This is a genomic window from Enterococcus casseliflavus NBRC 100478 (assembly GCF_001544095.1).
GTDB lineage: Bacteria > Bacillota > Bacilli > Lactobacillales > Enterococcaceae > Enterococcus_D > Enterococcus_D casseliflavus.
Genome location: NZ_BCPT01000029.1, coordinates 1 through 17490 on the forward strand (window position 1 = coordinate 1; position 17490 = coordinate 17490).

The following is a 17490-nucleotide window of genomic DNA, read 5'->3' on the forward strand; positions in this document are numbered from 1 at the left end:
ATAAAAGGATTTGCAAGAAATGTGGAAGAAAACCATTTTAAAGCATGATTTATCAGCCTTATTAAAAATATCACTCAAAATAAAATAACATATCTCAAAAACGATGGTTTTCAAACATGTTCTATTTATTATATCGTTGATTGACTTTTGATAAAATTCACATTCTTCATCAAATGGTGAATATTGTGAATCTCCGTTATCTTTCGTGGCTCATTTCTTCCAAAATACGCGTCATTCTATAAAAATCTATTGAAAACGACACGAATTCAGGTCATTCTTGCTGCACACATTGTCTCGCCCCTCAGTTCCTCTTGCTTGTCGCTTTACTTTTTTTAAAAACAGCAAACTTTTCAAGTCGATTCCCATCGATACCTACACCTATTTTTTCACAATAAAAAAACAAACAGCCAAATCATTCCATCAAAGGAATCCCTTTTGATGGAATGAAGCTGTTTGTTGATTTACGTGTGAATAAAGAGAAAAATCCGTTTACAATTCTTCTGCTGTTAACGAAAACTGACGAACCGTCTCTGATAAAGCTTCCACTAAGAAAAGACAAGGAATTTGCGTCGTCAAATCTTCATACTTGTTGATGCGTTTTACATCAACTGAATAGTCCAAGACATAATCGGACATTCGTCCCAGAGTGCTATTGGCGTCACTGGTGATCGCTACCGTAGTGAAGTCTGGATTGTTACGAAACCCATTGACGACTTCAATAATCTCGGTAGTCGTTCCCGTGATGGACAAGACGACGATCATATTATCCGAAGTATGCTTCAACTTAGCAAAAATGGGGTACGTATTATCCACTAATGCATAGCTATTAAATCCAATCGTAGCAAAACGGCGGGCAGCGTATTCACACATGGAACCCGAGGCACCGATGCCATAAAAAATGATGTTGTCGCATTCCAACATTCTTTCTGCGATCCGACGAATCTTTCCTTCAATATCTCGCGGAAAATGTTCAGCATTCAGGACATTCATGCTGCTATAAAAACTAACGGCATCTAATTCAGGGACTTTAAATTGGGTGCGAAACTCCGTAAAGCTTTCGTACCCTAATTTACGGATAAAGCGCATGACCGAAGAAGCTGAAGTGTGGGATTCAAGCGCGATCTCACGGACACGCATGTAAGGAATTTTATCACTTTGGCTGGACATGTAATGATAGATTGCACGATCGGTCTCTGATAACTCATTGAAATCGATTTTTCCAAAAAAAGACATCTTAAACGCTCCTATTTTTTTGTTCTCCTATCAATGTACCATAAGCTGGCAGAAACATCACAACTGTTTGACAAGAAACAATTCCATCGGCTGTTCAAATCCAGGACTTGTCAAAAGTAACCCACCGGCATCTTGGTAACCGAGTTTGCGATAGAAATGCTGTGCCTGCTCGTCGACTTGTGTGGAAGTCAAGCAAAGCGCATGGCCAGCTGCTTTTTGCTGTTGTTCCCAATAAGTAACCAACCGTTTCCCGATTCCCTTGCCTTGATGCGCTTTTGCGATCACTAACATGGTACAAAAAGGAATCGTGTCCCAGAAAAAATTGTAGCGCAGCAACCCTACTGGCTGGTCGTCTGCAACTACAACATAAGCAGTTTTTTCCATTATCTTTTTGGCGAAGACTTCCGTTGGTAAGTGAGTATCCAAAGAAAACCAAAATGCTTGATCTGCAGCTACTGCCGGTCGAATCGTAATCACTGATGTTTCGTTCCTTCCTGCTGTCTTTTTTGTCTTATCTTAGAAAAATGTCTATTTTAGTCACTTTCCGTCTTTTCGTATTCAGAAAGCAATGCTAAAAAGGCGTCACCATACTTATCCAACTTGTTTTGGCCAACTCCTTTGATCTGTAAAAACTCGATCGGCGTTTTTGGCTGAACTTCCGCCAATTCTCGTAGTGTTTTATCAGAAAAAACCACATATGGCGGCAAATTTTGTTCTTGTGCGAGATTCAATCGTAAGGTGCGCAGTTGATCGAATAGCTCGTTATCCACCACTAACTGTTTGACTTTGGTTTGTTTTCGATAAACTTTTGCTTTTCCAAGCAACACATCAATCCCCGCATTGGTCACACTTAACAACGGGTATTGCCCTTCAGACGGCAAAAGATACCCTGATGCTGTTAAATAATCGATCAGCTGATTGACTTCCTTTTGGGACCAATCTTTCATTAATCCATAAGTCGGTAATTTTTCAAAGCCCCACTGTTTGACTTTTTGATCGCCTGAGCCAGTTAGCACTTTCCCCACCAGGGCTTTCCCAAAGCGTTCGCCCATTCGTTTCACACATGACAACACTTTTTGTGTATCCACTGTGATATCCACTTGTTCTCTTTCATCAAGACAATTGCTGCAACGACCGCAATCGGGACCATCTTCTCCGAAATAACGCAAAATATAGCGCTGCAAACACAATTGGGTATGTCCGTATTGGCTCATCTCCCGCAACTTCAAGTATTCGTTTTGGCGATAAAGAATGTCTGATTCGGATTGATCGATAAAGAATTGCTGGATCTGCATGTCTTGCGGAGCATAAAGCAAGATCGCATCACTGGGTTCCCCATCTCGTCCAGCACGCCCTGCTTCTTGATAATAAGACTCCAAATTACCTGGTATCTGGGCATGGATCACGAAGCGGACGTTGCTTTTGTTGATTCCCATTCCGAATGCATTGGTGGCTACCATCACTTGTAGGCGGTCATAGAGAAATTCTTCTTGGAAAAAGGAGCGCTCTTCTTCTGAAAGCCCGCCATGGTAATACCCGACTGACACGTGTTCATGCTTCAACAGGTGATAGATTCGTTCCACTTCTTTGCGGGTGCTGGCGTAAATAATACCTGATTGTCCTTGGTTCATTTTCATATACGTCGTTATGTAGGTATCTTTTTGATCCTTGACGACTTGAAAAGCCAAATTTTCCCGCGCAAAGCCGGTCTTGACTTGATTTTCAGCTGGAATCGAAAGTAAGTTTTCGATATCTTCGGCAACTTTGGGCGTAGCTGTTGCGGTAAGGGCTACGATCGTGGGCTTTTGTTCCCAATTGTCGATCGTTTCGGCAAGCCGCAGATAGCTCGGGCGAAAATCGTGGCCCCATTGGGAAATACAGTGGGCCTCATCAACGGCTAACAAAGCGATCGGCATCTGCCGCAGCGAATAGCGAAAAGCTTCTGAGTCCAGACGTTCTGGAGAAACGTACAGCAGCTTGATTCGTCCTTGGCGAGCTTCTTGCAAGCGTTGATTGATCTGTGCTCCTGTCAAGGAAGAATTGATGTAAGCAGCGGGGATCCCCATATCAACGAGGCTGTCTACTTGATCTTTCATTAAAGAAATCAAAGGTGAAATGACCAAGGTGACCCCATCCAGCAAGAGCGCTGGCAACTGATAACAAATCGATTTCCCGCCACCAGTAGGCATGATTCCCAAAACATTTTGTTGTGTTAAAATAGATTGAATAATCGTCTCTTGACCTTCACGAAACTGTGAATAGCCAAAATGTTCTTTTAAGACTGTTTGAATAGTTTGCATAATACCCTCTTTTCCATTTCCTTATTATACGCAATTAAGTACGCAAAGAAAACGGCATTAAGAGAACTTTCGCTTTTTATTCGCTTTTCATTGAAATCAACCAAAGGAGTCTTCTACTATGAAAAAAGTTGTGATTATCGGCGGTGGGATCATTGGATTGACCCTCGCCAATTATCTTGATAAAACCAAATTTGACGTGACTGTCGTTGATTCCCTTATCGGGCAAGCAACATCTGCTAGTGCAGGCATCATCTCCCCTTGGCTCTCCAAACGCCGCAATAAAAAATGGTACCAGCTTGCACAAGACGGTGCCGCGTTTTTCCCACAATTGGTGCGGGATTTTGCTTTAGATGAATCCATCTATGCCCCCTGTGGCACGTTGGTGGTGCGTCCCGAAAACGCGCTTCAGGAGCTAGCAGATCTGGCTGTGAGTCGCCGCAAAGAAGCCCCAGAAATCGGCGAGATCGATTTGCTGACAGGACCACAAACCAAAGAGGCACTGCCATTATTGAAGGAAATGGCCTCATTACGGATCTCAGGGGGTGGTCGTTTAGATGGTCGTGCTTATCTTGCGCACGTAAAAGGAGTTGCCTTACAGCAGCAAGTCACTTTTATCGAAGAAAAAGCCGAGATTTTAAGAAAGGACAGCCATTGGCAAATCAAAGCAAAGGATCAACTCCTTGAGGCAGAGGTTCTTTGTCTGACAGCTGGACCTGGATTGTTAGACTTGTTATCACCTTTGGGGTATCACGTTGATATTCGTCCGCAAAAAGGCCAATTGCTTTCCTTTGCTGCCAACTTGCCGACAGATAATTGGCCAGTCGCTATGCTAGAGGGTGAAGGCGACTTAATCCCCTTCTCAAATGGTCAAATTTTATTAGGCGCTACGCATGAAAATGATGCTGGTTGGGATCTGACGCCTACGGAAGCTGCCAAGCAGCAATTGATGACAGGAATCGGTGCTTTTCTTGAAGATCCCGAAGCACTCTTTGCCACGCCTGTGACCATGCGCGTTGGCACACGTGCCTATACTTCTGATTTTGCGCCGTTCTTTGGGGAAGTACCTGATGAAACGAATTTGTTCGCCGCCAGTGGACTTGGTTCTTCTGGGTTAACGACCGGGCCTTATATCGGTTATCTCCTAGCCAATCGGATCAATGATGGTCGATCTCAACCAAAAAATTTCTTGAGCTACACAAAACCGATGACAGAATATATCAAGAAGCGTCTTTGACAGAAGACTAAAAAACCACCAGAACCGCTAGGGTCTGGTGGTTGTCATTGATAGTCTTGCAAAATTACGGTACAGTCTTCTAGCTGATCGCTAAACATATTCTCCTGTTTCCCAATAATCGAGTAACATTTCATTGATGATCTCGCGATCCAGTGGTTCTCGGAAATCGTCATCAAAGGCATCTTCAATTGGAACATCGCCAACAGCTTTGATACAAACTGGAACGACGGGATCTGGGTGATCTTCTGTGGTCAACACTTTTTCAATTTTGATCTTATGTGTCCAATCTGCCCCCATATCATAAATGTAGGTCATGGACTTGCAATACTGAAAATCTTGGTCAATACCGGAAGCATCCGTTGGTACGGAATTGCCTAAGCCGATCGATTTCGAACCGGCAATAAACAAGTACAAATGTTGATTCATCCACTCAAAGGCAATCTGGATCAACATATGCAGCTGCTCATAAGTCAGCCCTGCAGGAATGATCAAACGACGCCAAATTGGCGGACGGTATCCTTCTAAATCAATACGGATCTGATAGGCGACTGGTCTATTCGCCGCTTCATCAAAGGCCGTATGTTTCGTTGGAAATGGGACGATTTTTGGCGAGATTGCAGCAATACGCGGGTCATCAACGGGCAATAGTTCATGTTCTTCAGGATCGGTGTCTTGAATCATCGCTAACATCGCTTCTTTCTTTTCAGCTGACCAAAACTGGGGTTTGGACATCCGTGCGAAAAAGATAGGTTGTTTTTCAGCCAATACAAAGGCGATTTCTTGGTATTGTGATTTGGTGATATGCTTTTCTTTATACATGCAGTAATAAAAGTCTTCAATGGCTGTTTTGGCAAACGGAAGAAAATTTAAACTGTACGGTACTTCTTGAGGCAGCATTTCGGTGTACACCGATTCGACAAAGACTTTGTCTTTTAATTTAGTCATGCCACCATCTGTTTCCGCGCAAAAGATCAAGTAAAAAACAGGATCTAAGTAGTGTTCAAGATCGTCGTCACTAACCACACTTGGTCCGCCATACAAATCAACGTGATCCATCATACGGTCAATCACTTTCGCTAATTTCTTCAATGTTTTTTCCAAAAAAATTCTCGCTCCTTCCTATCAAGTTTACTTTGACGAAAAGAGCGAGGATTGTCAATCTTTTTTTTAATGGGAAAGCATTTCCTGTGCAATTTCTAATCCGCTCATCCCAGTTGGGTAATAGGTTGGCCAATGATCCATTTCTTCTAATAAAGCTTCATGACTATCATTGCCGAAGTAGATATGGAAATGATGGGACGCACTTGGTGCGATCATATGGTCGCTGAATTGGATGTATTTGAATGCCGCATCTTCGTCAGTGCTTTCAAACAAGAAACGTACGCCACGATTACCAGCGGAATAGTTCAAAATCTCTTTGCCAGTATACACATAATTTGCTTCTTTCTTCGTACCATCATCGAAGATAAACGTCATTGTATTGTCTGTGATCTTGATCTGAGCAACATCTGTTTGATAACCGGTCGTATAATACTCTTTGTATTCGTCAGCCGTCATTTTCTTGTCCATTTTTGCTTTATAATCAAACACTTGGTCTAATGTTCCGTCTTGTAAAAATGGATACACGGATTGCCATTCTCCTGCCCAATCAGATAAGGGACGATCTTGAACATCTGCATCCTCGAAATAGCCGTTATAAACCGTTTTTTCTTTTTCGGCTTCTGCTATTTCTTTGTCATTTGCTACATCGGTCGTTTTTCTCAAGGCATCACGGTTTTGTTCCATGATCGAAATATAGTCTTCCCCGTTATCCATTTGTTCTTGGGTCAATCCTTCTAATGGATTCAAGACAGCCAGTTCAACACCTGCTTCTGAAGCTAACGTTCGTGCAATGCTGTCTTTGGCATTTTCTTCAAAGTAAATCGTTTGGATACCTGTTTCTTGAACGAACTCTTTTAGTTCTGCGATTCGTGAAGCGGAAGGTTCCTCGCTTGGTGAAAGACCAGAGATTGGTACTTGGGTCAACCCGTATTCCAATGCCAAATAACCAAAAGCTGCGTGCTGGGTCACGAAGTGATTTTGCGCTGGATTGCTAAACGCTTCTTCATAAGACGCATGAAGCTCTTGTAACTTCGCTAAATAATTCGCAGCATTTTCAGCAAAGGCTGTCGCTTTCGCTGGATAAGCCTCACTTAGTTGGTCACGGATCGCCTCTACTTGTTTCATGGCTAAGCTTGGTGCTAACCAAACATGGGGATCCAATTCATGGGAATGACCATCATCGCCATGATCGTGGTCATGATCATGATCCTCGTCTCCTGGAAGTAAGACCATTCCTTCTGTGGCTTTGACCACTGTCACATCGCCATCATTTAACGTAGCTTCAATCGAAGGAACCCACATTTCCATGTTTTCATTGTTGTAGACAAAGACATCCGCATCTTGGATCTTTGCCATGTCCTTTGCAGAAGGTTCGTAGTCGTGGGAATCAGTGCCTGCGGGCATCAATAATTCGACCTGCCCTTCCTCCCCTACGACTTGGCGTGTAAAATCATACATCGGATAAAACGTGGCCATGACCTGAATTTGTTCATTCTCAGAAGAGGCGTTTCCTGACTGCTCCGTAGCGTCAGAACCACCTTGACCACAGGCAGCCAATGCGAGGGCTACTGCTGATAACATCGTTATTTTAAAAAACTTCTTCATTTTCTAACTACACTCCTTTTATTTTTCCTCTTTTTCTTTCCCTTGGTAAAATACTGATAAATCAATTACGATTTATAAAAACAAAACGTAACGTTTACGTTTTACCAACGGTTTTATACTTTACACAACTATTTGCAACCTGTCAACCGCTTTTTCACTTGTTTTTTTATATGTAAAAACCTTCATATGTACCACCACAGATATCAGTGAAGAAATTTCCTTGAAAGACTTGCTCTGCTGATTTTTTTTCAATCGTCGAACATCTCTTTTTATTGTCCTTTGCTGGGTCCTGTGCTACACTCGAGGGGTAATTGAGTAGAAGATTATCCACTAGGGGCGCTTTATGCTGAGATAGACGTAAGTCTGGTCCCTTAGAACCTGATTTGGTTAGTACCAACGTAGGGAAGTGGCAGCGCGTGATTTTTCGCGTTCCCATTTTTTCTGTCTACGTGTGGATAGAAAAAGGAGGAACGCTTTTTTTGTAGACAGAAAAACCATCGAGAGGAGAAGAGAAAATGACAAATGAACCAATCGCCTGTGCCGTAGGCGGGATCGATATCACTGGGTGCCGAGTAAGTTTGTACCCCATGAAAGACCACTTTGCGCAACAAATCGTCGCGAGCATTGAGCGGACGGATACAACAGCTGTTTGGCAGCAAACCGATCTGTTCAGCACCCTTTTTCGAGGGGAAGCCCCAAGTGTTGTCGATGCGGCAGCTGGGCTATTTATCAACGCTTACGAATCCCAGACACACCTCGTGGGTGAGTTTACTTTTTCTAAGGGCTGTCCTGGCGATTCTGCAGGTGACGCGTTTTTGAATGGAGAACAGGCACAACCCAATAAAGCAAGCAATCTTTTGAATGGTACGTTTGACGTGGATTGTAAATACTCGTTTTATGTATTTGGGGAAAACAATTATATGGAAGAGATCGCCACCATCGTCCAACTGGCAGAAACCTATGGTTTGGCGCCTCGCTCCGCCCATTATGTGACGATGCTGACGGGAACGGCGAACCAACTCTTTGGGTATTTTGAAGCGGCATTAGCGTATGCTCATGACCATCTTCCCCATTATGTGTTAGAAGCAACGGTCTCAGTCAACAGTCCTTCCAAAAAGAAGGCGGTGTCGCATGACTAAATGGGTCTTAAAAGATGTCATTATGGTGGGGATCGCTTCGTTGATTTTTGGCGTGATCTATTTGGGCGCTGTTCATTTTGGGCTGTTGTTAGGTACGCTTTTAACACCCTTTGGTTTGTCTGTTTTAGCGAATGAGTTTATTTTCGGGGTTTGGTTCATGGCAGCGGCTTTTGCTGGCTATGTGCTGCGCAAACCGGGCGCAGCGACGATCACTGAGATGATCGCCGCACTTTTAGAAGTGTTTATGGGGAATTTTTATGGACCGATTATTTTTATCAGCGGGTTTGTACAAGGGATTGGAACAGAAGCTGGCTTTGCATTAGGTGGCTACCGTCGCTATGGCTGGTTCCCTTTGATCACTGGTGCCATTGGCGCCACGATCACGAGTTTTCTTTGGGGGATCATTCGGTCAAATTTCGTTGACTTGCAATGGCAGTTGTTGGTGGTGATTTTTATTATTCGCTTGCTTTCTTCTTTATTCTTTTCCGCCTTTTTGGTGAAGATCGTCTGTGATCATCTGACACGCATGGGCGTTCTCAACAGTTATCCGATTGCTGAAGACCAAACCATTAGCGCCAAACGAGAAGCGGCATGAGCCTGCTCGTGAAAAACGGCTGCTTTTTCGTGGATCAAAAACGGCTTGATCTGACACTGTCTTTAGCCCCCGGAGAAACAAAAGGAATCTATGGTGCTTCAGGAACAGGAAAAAGCACTCTTTTCCACCTCTTAGGGGGGCTTAACGAGAAAGGGTTTGAAGAAGGAACCTATACGATCGATGACCGAACGCTAAACCAGCTTTCCATTCGAGAAAGAAGCACGTCGATCAGCTTACTGTTTCAAAATCCAGATATGCAATTTTGTATGGCCACGCCTCGAGAAGAACTACTGTTTTGTCTTGAAAATCAATGTATTCCCCAAGCCGACATGCCAAAAAAAGTAGCGGAAGCCTTGACGTTTTGCGAGATCAGCCATCTGGCCGATCAGCCCTTTACGACCTTGTCTGGCGGTGAGAAACAGTTAGTAGCATTGGCTTGTTGTCTGATTTTAAAGAGTCGCTACTTACTTTTGGATGAACCATTTGCCAATTTGGACGCTGACACAAGTCAAAAAATCATTCGAAAACTGCGACAGCTCCAAAAGCAACATGCCATTGGCATCTTACTGATCGACCATCAAATCAAAGAAACTGCTGACTGGGTAGCTGAGTGGCTGCTGATTGAAGAAGGATTCAGATCCGTCGATCAAGAAAAGATGCGCGCACTCGATCAGGAGCTGCGCAGGTCACTACCGCCTGTTGAGATTAAGAAACTTTCTGCAAAAGAGCGGCTATCTTTTCAAGATTTTCGCCTGCCGATCCGTAACCAAGCGATTGTTTTTCCAAATCTTACCTTTGATAGTGGGACAATGATTGGGCTCACCGGACGTAGCGGCAGCGGCAAATCTTCGTTTTTAAAAGCGATCTTGCAGCAGCAGGCGTACTCAGGAACCATTCGCCTGTGCGGGGATCCAATCAAGAAGCATCCCTCCCCTTTTCGGTCCATCAGCTGGATCATGCAAAATCCGCAGGACCAGTTTTTGGCTGCTACAGTGGCACAGGAGCTTAGCCAAGGACGTGCAGCGACCGAGAGTGACAAACTGCTGGAAAAATTGCGACTACAAAACAAGAGCACTCAGTCTCCTTTTCTACTCAGCCAAGGCCAGCAAAGACGCTTGGCAGTAGCAGCTTTATTGCAGCGACCAGTCAAATTACTGTTGGTGGATGAACCGACCTATGGCCAAGATGTCAAGCAAGCTTGGCAGGTCATGCAGTTGTTAGCCGAAAAAGCCGCAAGCGGCACCTTGGTTTTGATCGTTAGTCACGATGTCTTATTATTGGAAGCATTTTGTTCACAAATCATTGATTTTAATCATTATGAAAAGGAGGACATAGATGCGCACCCTCAACCCGACAGTCAAGTTATTCGCCATTTTAGGACTCGCCTTACTGGTTTCTTTTCAAAATAATTTCAGATTGAATCTGCTACTCTGTGTCCTGTTCTTTGCTGTTTCTGTAAACGAACGCTCTTTGAAAAAAAGCCTTTTGCTTGTTTCTACATTGACCTTGGCAGCTGTGGGGGTCTTTTTCACCGGACTCCTTTACTACCAGGACAACCAAGGTGGCTCCTCCTCAGCAGCAGCTATGCGGTATGGACTTGACATGGCAAGCCGTATCTATTGCTTTGGTATGTTGGGTAGTTCTTTCAGTGTATCGACCACGATCAATGCGCTGATTTATTCGCTGCAGCAACAGCTGCGACTCCCCGCCGTTTTTGCCTATGGTCTGCTCGCTGCGTTTCAAATTGCGCCCATCATTCCAGCCGAGTACCAGAATATCCGTAATAGCATGCGTTCTAGAGGAATCCCCGTCAATCCATTTTCATTCAAGATGCTGATCCCTTTACTGGTCAAATCGATTCGTTGGTCTGAGCTCTTGGCGACTGCGATGCTTTCAAGAGGATTTGACAGCGAGGCAAAGCGAACCTACGCCAAGTCATTTCGCATCACTTTCGCCGATATGCTCTTTCTATCATTTTGTCTGATAATCGGCCTCGCTGGAACACTGCTCTTATAAAGGGGAAAAAGAGAAAAAACCAAAGAAACACTGCCGTTTCTTTGGCTTTTTTCTTCTTATGGCTAAGAGATGATTGATTTTTTTATGGATCCAGATTTGATTTGATAGAGCGTTACAAACAAGGTGGTCACTAAAATATACATTGCGAAAAGGAAATACATGTTTTTAAAAAGCTGGATTGTCGTTTGATTGAGCCAAGCCCCTACTTTAGGGATATAAAAAATGGGTTGCCCAATCAATTGGCTTTTTTGGATTTCTTTTGGTTCCATCTGGCTTTGGTTATCACCGATCGTATAAAGCACCGATTGGTTTTCTCCCACTGCAACGATTCGCCGTGTGCGCATCTGTCTGCCGTGATCGACATAATAGGTCACTTCATTACCAACGACCAAATTGTCTTCTGAAGCCTTTTTAACAAAAAGTAATGTCCCTTCGGAATATGTAGGTTCCATTGCATCGCTGTTAACGATGGCCATTGTGAAACCAAACGCATGAGGAATCACGACCGCTAAAACAGAAATCAGCATAAACAACAATACAAAAAGTGAGAGCATGATACTTTGTTTTGGCAAAAGTTTCATTTTCTTTTCTCCTTCTAAGGCTCAGTTTCTTTTTCGATTCTATAACATAATTAAATTTTTTTCAAATATTTAAAAACGATTCATTGAATTTTTATGCGTATTTTTTCTGATTATTATTTGACTTTATTTTACTATTTATATTATGCTAAAGGCGATTAAAAAACACAGGAGAAAAAGTATGCTTTTTTTAAATAACAAGTTCTTTTTTAAACGTTGGATTCCCTTTATCCTACTCGTTCTATTTTTGCTAGGAAGCATCGGTTTTTTTCTTATACTCTTCTTATCTCCTACTTCTGATAACCATACCGTGGAGAAGAAGGAAGATTGGATTTTTTATGCGGAAGACAATCCTGATTCTACTTTTATTAGCCGTTATGTGAAATATTTACCTAGCGTAAAAGCCAATGATCGATTTGTCATGCAGCGAAAAATGACCAATGAATACAAATATCCAACGATGCTTCTGATTGGCGATCATCAACACATGACCGTCTATCTGGATGATCAAGAAATTTATACCAATGAAGCTGCCGAACATTCATTGACCTTCAACCATCCTGGCAAAACCTTATCTTTTATCACATTGCCAGAGGATTACGTTGGAAAGACGTTGAAGATCTACGTGACTAGTCCTTTCGACACTTATTCTGGCTTTCCAGCCGAGGTCTTTTTCGGCCCTGCCAATGCATTGATCGGTTATGTTTTTAGTCTTTCAATTTTGAATATCTATATCCTCCTATTTACCGGATTTATTTGTATTCTTAACTTATTTTATCTCTTCGTTTCTTTTATCAACCAAAGAAAGCTGAAAGTATCTTCCATCTTATTCAGCGCCTTTGCTTTAAGTGCAGGTTTAGAAGCCGGCTTCGGGGATCTGCTGGGCGGACTGCTTTTTTCTCCCCTCGTGAATTCATTTATGTTAAATTTTCTTTCGATTATTACGCCCATGTTTTTGATTGGGTTTTACTACACAAACATGCACTTCGTACGTAAGTATTATCAGAAATGGTTGTTTGTTCACTACTCCTTCGGAATCTTTGCCATGTTTTTGGCACTTTTTCAAAAACAAAGTTTGCCAGTCGTCATGAACTATCTGTTTTTATTAAATATCACCAGCACCTTTGTGACTTCGTTTGCGGCGATTTATGAGGCGTTAAAAAAGAATCAATTTTATGTCCTTTGTGCACCTTGGATCGTTGTCGCGGCAATCGGTCATGGGTTCTTGTATATCCAGGATATTTTAGTCCTCCCGCAATCTGACATCAATTGGCGCTCGATCATCTTTTTCTTACTGATACTTATTTTTACTTGTTATGGGTTCCTCGAACTCTTTTTTGCCAGTGAAGGCAAAAATAAGCAGATCGACACAGCAGACATCAAAGTGCGATTGTATGAAAATCAGCAGGCGATCGGTCCAGATCAAACGGCACAATGGCAGCAAGTTTTACAAACCATCAAAAAGAAAACCCATACCATTAAAAACATGTTAGAAGACGAACAACTAGCGGCTGCGTACGAAGGTCTTTGCGAGATTGAAGAAGAAATCAAGCAGCAGCTAACGATCCCTGCGGTTGAAAAAGAATCGATCACGACGATGCTGCTTGCTGATTATCAACACACCGCCGCTCAAAAAAGGATTACCCTTACCTGCGATGACCTCACGGAACCACTGGAACGATTGGACGAAAATGATCGTCTGTCCTTGATCGCCCATTGCTTAGAGTACGCCATCCGCTACACCTGTTCGGTCACAGATCCTCAAAATCGCAAGCTTTCGTTGAAAGTGACTGACACAAAAGAACAGCTGCATATCGACTGTCAAATGCCGCTTTTAACAGAGGATGAGGCAGAAAAACTGCAAACTGATGAAGCAAAACGACAGGCGATCCATACCGATGTGCAAATGCTGGAACAAATTTGTCTTGTCTATCAAGGAAGTATGCGTATCGAGGATTCAGATGGTTTTCATTTTTTGCGTTTAACACTTGCCGCTAAAGCGGATCTGCTGTCTTTTGACTGACTGCCTTTTCTCCGATACGTTAAACGGTCTATTTTAAGAAAAAGCGAAAAAACTCTTGCTTTTTTCGCTTTTTCGCTTTAGCATGATAAAGAACAGCAACAAGCATTGGAATAGTAATTTTATGATGGTCTTAGAGAGTCGATGGCAGCTGAAAAATCGACACCCGCTGATAAAATGAACCTACCCAATGGCAATGACCGCAAAACGGTCGGTGGAAAGGCCTTATCCTTTACGAGTTGGATTATCCCGATCGATAATCAACAAAGGTGGTACCGCGAAATCCAAGCATTTCGTCCTTTTTAGGACGAGATGCTTTTTTATTTTTTTAAGGAGGAAAAACAATGACACAAAAAAATGATTTTACAGAATGGTATATCCAAACGATCCAAAAAGCCGAATTGATGGCTTACTCCCCAGTGAAAGGTTCCATTATTTTCCGTCCTGACGGCTTCGAACTTTGGGAGCATATTCAAGAGGAGTTCAATCGTTTCTTGAAAAAAGAAGGCATTCGCAATGCATACTTCCCAATGCTGATTCCGCAAAATTTCTTTATGAAGGAAGCGGATCATATCGAAGGCTTTGCCCCTGAATTACCTTGGGTCACAGAAGTCGGCAACGAAAAACTGGAAGAACCTTTGGCATTGCGTCCAACCTCAGAAACCATGATCGGCTCTGCCTTTTCTGATTGGATCAACTCCTACCGTGACCTGCCTTATGAAATCAATCAATGGGCAAACGTCTTTCGTTGGGAAAAGAAAACATTGCCTTTCTTGCGTACCTCAGAGTTTTTATGGCAAGAAGGTCATACCGCTCATGAAAATGAAGAAGATGCTCGTCAACGCACCATGAAAGTCTTAGATGAATATGCCCGCCTTTGCGAAGAATTCCTAGCGATCCCTGTTTATCGTGGACAAAAAACCCCATCTGAGCGCTTTGCGGGGGCATTAGATACTTATTCGATCGAAGCGATGATGAAAGACGGCAAAGCAGTCCAAGCAGGAACCAGCCACTACATGGGGACAAAATTTGCTGAAGCATTTGATATTACGTATTTAACGAAAGAAAATAAGCATACCCATGCCCACACAACCTCTTGGGGTGTCTCTACCCGCTTGTTAGGTGCCTTGATCATGACCCATGGCGATGAAAATGGTTTAGTTTTCCCACCAACCATTGCACCAACCCAAGTTGTGTTGTTACCAGTCGGTCCTTGGAAAAAGAATCCAGCCATCTTAGAAAAATTAGAAGAACTGTATGCCAACTTTAAAGCCAAGGGCATTCGTGTTCGTTTGGATGATTCTGATAACTCACCTGGCTATAAGTTCAATGAATGGGAACTAAAAGGCGCTTGCTTGCGAATCGAATGTGGCCCAAGAGATTTAGAAGCTGGCAAAGTCATGGTCAAAGTCCGTGACCTAGCTGACAAGCAAACGGTGGCGCTTGAGGAATTAGAAGCGTTTGTTGACCAAGAATTACAAGCAATGACTCCACGTTTATTAGCAGCTGCGAAGGAACGTAACAAAGATAATGAGTACACCAACATCGATACATTGGATGAACTAAAAGCCCATATCGAAATGTGCAAACAAGAAGACAAAGTGACTGGTTTTGTTTTGATCGGTTGGGACGGCTCGGAAGAAACCGAAGCCAAAATCAAAGAAGAAACTGGCTTTACTACCCGAAACATTCCGTTTGAAGCACCAATGGAAAAAACGGTCGATATTGTCAGCGGCAAACCTGCCAAACATACCGTTTGGATCGCCCGCGCATACTAATAAAAAACGAAGCAGCCAGATGGAAAAGGCTGCTTCGTTTTTTTTTTTTAATAAATCAATGAAAGAAAATCTTCAGTCGTGATGTTGCCAAAATATTTTTTGACATCAATGTTGGCAATGACTTGTGCCAAATCTTCTTTGGCATAACGAGTACCGATCAGTGCTTGTTCTACATCTGCAATGTCCCCTAGGCCGAAAAAGTCGCCAAAGATTTTGGCATCTGTGATTTTTCCTTCTGCCACATTTAAACGAACTTCGATGGAGCCGATCGGGAATCGATGACGACGTTCTATATCAAAGGCTGGTGATTTGCCGTAATTCCAATCCCAGTTACGATAATACTTATCGGAAATCTCATTGATCTTGACCCAATCCTCTTCTGTTAGTTCATAGGTTTTGACGTCTTCCACGGAATCGACACCAAAAATCTTCAATAAGATTTCTTGACGGAACTCTTCAGTCGTCATGTCTTGCGTCTCTTTTGGCAAGAATGGTTTGATGTTGGTCACTCTTGAACGGATCGATTTGATGCCTTTTGATTCGATTTTGTCTTTACGGACTTTCAAGGCGTTGACTACTTCATTGATGTCACTGTCAAACATGATCGTGCCGTGAGCAAACATCCGGCCATTTGTTGCGTACATCGCATTCCCAGAAAACTTCATGTCATTGATCACAAGGTCGTTGCGGCCTTTTAGTTGTGCCCCTTCAACCCCCATCTCATGTAAAGCTTGGACGATTGGTTTGGTCAGTTTTTCAAAATCTCTGAAAGAATTCCCATCGTCAGGCATAATAAAGCTGAAATTCAAGTTTCCGAAATCATGATAGACTGCACCGCCGCCGCTGAAACGACGAACAACATGGATCCCATGTTCATCCACATATTCCTTATTGATCTCTTCGATCGTATTTTGATTGCGTCCAATGATAATCGATGGTTCATTAATGTAAAAAAGTAAGATGGGTTCATCCACTTTCATTTCTTGAAGAAGAAAAATCTCGATGGCTAAATTGATGCGTGGGTCATTCAGTTCGTTCGGTACAAAAAGCATACTATTCGTTCCTCCTAATTAGATGATTTCAATTATTTTTTGAACAGCCGCCAATTCAACGGGGATCCCATTGGCAGCTAGTGCAGCCTCTTCTCGTAACTGTTCTAAATCACCGTGTTGCGGCAAATGCGTCAACATTAATTTTTTTACCTGCGCCGCATGGGCGATCTCGCCTGCTTCTTTTGACGTAAAATGAGCCTTGTGCCGCTCATTGCCTGCAAAAAGATAGGTATCTGCCAAAAACAGGTCAGCTCCTTGTGCAAACGGAACAAAAGATTCTAAGTAGCCAGAATCGCCTGTAAAAACAAAAACCTTGCCTGTGCTTTTCTCAACAAATCGCATGGCATAGCAAGTGACTGGATGGATCGTTTTCATAAAGGTAATGGTAAACGGGCCCAATTCCAATGACTCCGTTTGGAGGTAATCAATTCCTTGAGTCACTCCAGGCATCGTCAGGCTTTCAAAATGAACAGTGTCCTCCCCATGTCCGTAGATCGGCAAAACCTGGCGTTCTTCGTTTCCTGGATATAATTGCCAATAGTATTGCAATACCCCTAGATCCGCAATATGATCGTGATGGTAATGCGTCAGAATCACTGCATCTAAGTCTAAAGGATCAAGGATTTTTTCTAGTTGGACCAAGGTGGTGCTTCCCGCATCAAGCAGCAAATGAAAGCCTTCCGACTCAACTAAATAGCCAGTAGTCCCTTCACCATTATACGGATAGGCACCTAAACAACCTAAGACAGTTATTTTCACTTGTGTTTCCTCCTCTTTGGCTCAAGCTGGTTTTCTACTTCTTTTATGCTATCACATCTCAGCTGATTTGACTAAAATCC

Annotated in this window: 15 protein-coding genes, 1 riboswitch and 1 other annotated feature; of the genes, 7 read left to right on the forward strand and 8 right to left on the reverse strand. The window is 42.9% G+C overall.

Annotated features, from left to right (window positions below):
- Positions 1-489: 489 nt before the first annotated feature.
- Genes ECA1_RS16035 through recQ form a run of 3 tightly spaced genes read right to left on the reverse strand, consistent with a single transcriptional unit; the run spans position 490 to position 3533 of the window.
- On the reverse strand, positions 490-1233 hold the full coding sequence (locus tag ECA1_RS16035) for a MurR/RpiR family transcriptional regulator (protein ID WP_015509932.1): 744 nt from the start codon (positions 1231-1233) through the stop codon (positions 490-492).
- 57 nt (positions 1234-1290) lie between these two features.
- A complete protein-coding gene (locus tag ECA1_RS16040) occupies positions 1291-1710 on the reverse strand; it encodes a GNAT family N-acetyltransferase (protein WP_060793049.1) in 420 nt (139 codons plus the stop codon).
- 56 nt (positions 1711-1766) lie between these two features.
- Complete coding sequence (recQ, locus tag ECA1_RS16045; protein WP_060793050.1) at positions 1767-3533, reverse strand: DNA helicase RecQ; 1767 nt, start codon at positions 3531-3533, stop codon at positions 1767-1769.
- Between the two features lie 118 nt (positions 3534-3651).
- Between recQ and ECA1_RS16050 the strand changes: the two genes are divergently transcribed.
- Positions 3652-4767 (forward strand): NAD(P)/FAD-dependent oxidoreductase, encoded by a 1116-nt coding sequence (locus ECA1_RS16050; RefSeq protein ID WP_060793051.1) that lies wholly within the window; start codon positions 3652-3654, stop codon positions 4765-4767.
- Between the two features lie 90 nt (positions 4768-4857).
- On the opposite strand, the gene ECA1_RS16055 is transcribed toward ECA1_RS16050, so the two are convergent.
- Both ECA1_RS16055 and ECA1_RS16060 read right to left on the reverse strand, forming a co-directional pair.
- Positions 4858-5868, reverse strand: a complete 1011-nt coding sequence (locus ECA1_RS16055) for a plasmid pRiA4b ORF-3 family protein (protein WP_060793052.1) — start codon at positions 5866-5868, stop codon at positions 4858-4860.
- 66 nt (positions 5869-5934) lie between these two features.
- Positions 5935-7473: a metal ABC transporter substrate-binding protein gene (locus tag ECA1_RS16060; protein WP_015509936.1), complete on the reverse strand. Its 1539-nt coding sequence runs from the start codon at positions 7471-7473 to the stop codon at positions 5935-5937.
- A gap of 322 nt (positions 7474-7795) precedes the next feature.
- A riboswitch (TPP riboswitch) is annotated at positions 7796-7895 on the forward strand.
- A 93-nt stretch (positions 7896-7988) separates the two neighbouring features.
- Here ECA1_RS16060 and ECA1_RS16065 point away from each other — a divergent pair.
- Genes ECA1_RS16065 through ECA1_RS16080 form a run of 4 tightly spaced genes read left to right on the forward strand, consistent with a single transcriptional unit; the run spans position 7989 to position 11223 of the window.
- Entirely contained in the window at positions 7989-8612 is a 624-nt protein-coding gene (locus tag ECA1_RS16065; protein ID WP_060793053.1) for a YkoF family thiamine/hydroxymethylpyrimidine-binding protein, read from the forward strand.
- Positions 8605-9207, forward strand: coding sequence for an ECF transporter S component (locus ECA1_RS16070; RefSeq protein WP_010749530.1), 603 nt, complete (start codon positions 8605-8607; stop codon positions 9205-9207). Before ECA1_RS16065 ends, ECA1_RS16070 begins: the two co-directional genes overlap by 8 nt.
- Complete coding sequence (locus tag ECA1_RS16075; RefSeq protein ID WP_060793054.1) at positions 9204-10616, forward strand: ABC transporter ATP-binding protein; 1413 nt, start codon at positions 9204-9206, stop codon at positions 10614-10616. The genes ECA1_RS16070 and ECA1_RS16075 overlap by 4 nt, the downstream gene beginning before the upstream one ends.
- A complete protein-coding gene (locus tag ECA1_RS16080) occupies positions 10543-11223 on the forward strand; it encodes an energy-coupling factor transporter transmembrane component T (protein ID WP_060793055.1) in 681 nt (226 codons plus the stop codon). The genes ECA1_RS16075 and ECA1_RS16080 overlap by 74 nt, the downstream gene beginning before the upstream one ends.
- Positions 11224-11285: 62 nt before the next feature.
- Here the strand turns inward: ECA1_RS16080 and ECA1_RS16085 are convergent, their stop codons facing one another.
- Positions 11286-11804: a S24/S26 family peptidase gene (locus ECA1_RS16085; protein ID WP_016610953.1), complete on the reverse strand. Its 519-nt coding sequence runs from the start codon at positions 11802-11804 to the stop codon at positions 11286-11288.
- Between the two features lie 142 nt (positions 11805-11946).
- Here ECA1_RS16085 and ECA1_RS16090 point away from each other — a divergent pair, with 142 nt between their 5' ends.
- Both ECA1_RS16090 and proS read left to right on the forward strand, forming a co-directional pair.
- Entirely contained in the window at positions 11947-13824 is a 1878-nt protein-coding gene (locus tag ECA1_RS16090) for a hypothetical protein (RefSeq protein ID WP_060793056.1), read from the forward strand.
- Positions 13825-13920: 96 nt separating this feature from the next.
- Positions 13921-14125: a binding site (T-box leader), on the forward strand.
- Positions 14126-14165: 40 nt separating this feature from the next.
- Positions 14166-15599: a proline--tRNA ligase gene (gene proS, locus ECA1_RS16100; RefSeq protein ID WP_060793057.1), complete on the forward strand. Its 1434-nt coding sequence runs from the start codon at positions 14166-14168 to the stop codon at positions 15597-15599.
- Positions 15600-15646: 47 nt separating this feature from the next.
- Here the strand turns inward: proS and lplA are convergent, their stop codons facing one another.
- Together lplA and ECA1_RS16110 are read right to left on the reverse strand one after the other, a co-directional pair.
- A complete protein-coding gene (lplA, locus tag ECA1_RS16105; protein ID WP_060793058.1) occupies positions 15647-16651 on the reverse strand; it encodes a lipoate--protein ligase in 1005 nt (334 codons plus the stop codon).
- A gap of 18 nt (positions 16652-16669) precedes the next feature.
- Positions 16670-17410 (reverse strand): MBL fold metallo-hydrolase, encoded by a 741-nt coding sequence (locus tag ECA1_RS16110; RefSeq protein WP_060793059.1) that lies wholly within the window; start codon positions 17408-17410, stop codon positions 16670-16672.
- Between the last annotated feature and the right edge of the window lie 80 nt (positions 17411-17490).